At 61.6% G+C, this 2,481-nt stretch carries 3 protein-coding genes; all 3 read right to left on the minus strand.

What is annotated here, in order from left to right:
* Positions 1-239 (minus strand): ATP-binding cassette domain-containing protein (locus FYB76_RS26485; RefSeq protein WP_154135600.1); only part of this gene is annotated, 239 nt, incomplete at its 3' end.
* A 15-nt stretch (positions 240-254) separates the two neighbouring features.
* Positions 255-1,469, minus strand: coding sequence for an ABC transporter ATP-binding protein (locus FYB76_RS26490; RefSeq protein ID WP_154135601.1), 1,215 nt, complete (start codon positions 1,467-1,469; stop codon positions 255-257).
* Positions 1,470-1,548: 79 nt separating this feature from the next.
* Positions 1,549-2,478: a branched-chain amino acid ABC transporter permease gene (locus tag FYB76_RS26495; protein ID WP_088755204.1), complete on the minus strand. Its 930-nt coding sequence runs from the start codon at positions 2,476-2,478 to the stop codon at positions 1,549-1,551.
* Positions 2,479-2,481 lie beyond the last annotated feature (3 nt).

Here is a 2,481-nt window from a genome sequence, read left to right on the forward strand (position 1 = left end):
GCCTTGGCCACTTCGTGCGGGGCGCTCGGCGAATAAGGCTTGCCATCCAGTTCGAAGCTGCCGGTATCGGGTTGGTACAGGCCCGTGATGACGTTGAAGAACGTGGTCTTGCCGGCGCCGTTGGGGCCGATCAGGCCATAGATCTGGCCGCGCTCGATGGTGATGCCCACGCCATTCAAGGCTTGCAGGCCGCCGAAACGCTTGCTGACGTCACGGATCTTGAGCAGTGTCTGACTCATCTTCTTATCTCCTGCTTAGGCTTTGACTTCGCCGGTGGTACCGACTTTGGTATGGTCCACTTCGGGACGGTCTTCATGGCGCGGCGAGGGCCACAGGCCAGCCGGACGGGTCAGCATGATGATCACCATGGCCAGGCCGTAGAGCAGCTGGCGCAGCACTTCGGCATCGATCCACACCTTCCCGAAAATGGCCATCTGCAGCGGCTCCACCACATGGCGCAGCACTTCGGGCAGCGCCGCCAGGATCACGCCACCCAGCACCACGCCAGGAATGTGGCCGATGCCGCCCAGCACCACCATGGCCAGCACGGCGATGGATTCGGTCAGGGAGAAGGATTCCGGCGAGACGAAGCCCTGGAAGGCACCGAACATGGCACCGGCCACGCCACCAAACGATGCGCCCATGGCGAAGGCCAGCAGCTTGACGTTGCGGGTGTTGATGCCCATCGCCTTGGCAGCGATCTCGTCTTCACGGATGGCCACCCAGGCACGGCCCAGGCGCGAATCCTGCAGGCGGGACGAGAAGAAGATCACGAAGATGCACAGCACCAGGAACAGGTAGTAGTACGCGTTCACCGAGGGCAGGTTCATGCCAAAGACCTTGACCATCGAACCCGAACCCGGCTCACCGGCCAGCGATACGCCGAACACGCGGATCGGGTCGATCAGGTTGATGCCCTGCGGACCGTTGGTGATGTTCACCGGCGCGTTGAGGTTGTTCATGAAGATGCGGATGATCTCGCCGAAGCCCAGCGTCACGATGGCCAGGTAGTCACCGCGCAGCTTCAGGGTCGGGGCACCCAGCAGGGCACCGAAGATCGCCGCCAGCACGCCCGAGATCGGCACGATCAGCCACAGCGACAAGTGGATGCCGTTCTGCACGATCTGCGGACCGCACAGCCAGACCAGGAAATTGCCGATGGCCGGATAGGTGTTGACGAAGGATTCGATCACCGCAGCGAACTGCGGCGAAGCCAGCAGGCCGGCGCTGTACGCACCGATGGCATAGAAGGCGATGTAGCCCAGGTCCAAGAGGCCTGCGAAACCCACCACCACGTTCAGGCCCAGGGCCAGCATGATGTAGAGCAGCGCCATATCCATGATGCGCACCCACGAATTGCCGAAATGCTGGGCGATCATGGGGAAGATGATCATCAGCGCCAACAGCGCCAGCAGGCTGAACCGCGCCTGCTGGGGGTTGCGCTTCATGTCGAAGGTCATGAGAGCCATAGTGTTCTCTTCCGATTTCTTAAGTTTCTAAGTTTCTGTTTTTAAGTTTTTAAGTTTTAAGGTTTTAAATCTTAAAAACTCAGGCACGGTCCGCAACACGCTCACCCATGATCCCGGACGGACGCAGGGTCAGCACGATGATCAGCACGATGAAGGCGAAGATGTCCTGGTAGTTGCTGCCCAGGAAGTTGCCGGTCAGGTCGCCGATGTAACCGGCGCCCAGGCTTTCGATCAGGCCCAGCAGGATGCCGCCCAGCATGGCGCCGTAGATGTTGCCGATACCGCCCAGCACCGCTGCCGAGAAGGCCTTCAGGCCCGGCACGAAGCCCATGGCGAATTGCGCGGTGGAATAGTTGGCGGCCCACATCACGCCGGCGATGGCGGCCAGTGCGGCGCCGATGGCGAAGGTGACGATGATGACGCGGTTGGCGTCCACGCCCATCAAGCCAGCGATGCGCGGGTTCTCGGCGGTGGCGCGCATGGCGCGGCCCATCTTGGTCTTCTCCACGATCAGCACCAGGCCGATCATCGCGGCCAGGGCCAGGATCAACAGCATGATCTGGGTCGGCGAGATCAGGGCACCGGCGATGTTGACCGGGTTCGACGGCATGATCTGCGGGAACGGCAGCGGGCTGCGGCCCCAGATCATCATGGCGAAGGTCTGCAGCAGGATCGACACGCCGATGGCGGTGATCAGCGGCGCCAGGCGCGGCGCATTGCGCAGCGGACGATAAGCGATGCGTTCGATCAGCAAGCTCACGATCACGCACACCGGGATGGCCCCCACGATGGCGATGATCAGCTTGACGATGCCCGGCAGGTCAGGCGCCACCTGCTGCACCAATTTGAGGATCGACAGGCCGACCATGGCCCCTACCATCAGGATGTCGCCGTGGGCAAAGTTGATCAGGTTCAGCACCCCGTACACCATGGTGTAGCCCAGGGCGATCAGTGCGTACATGCTGCCTAGCACCAATCCGTTGATGATCTGCTGGATGAAAATGTCCATGAA

Origin of the sequence: Herbaspirillum sp. CAH-3 (genome assembly GCF_009668275.1) — a bacterium.
GTDB classification, from domain to species: Bacteria; Pseudomonadota; Gammaproteobacteria; order Burkholderiales; family Burkholderiaceae_D; genus Herbaspirillum; species Herbaspirillum aquaticum.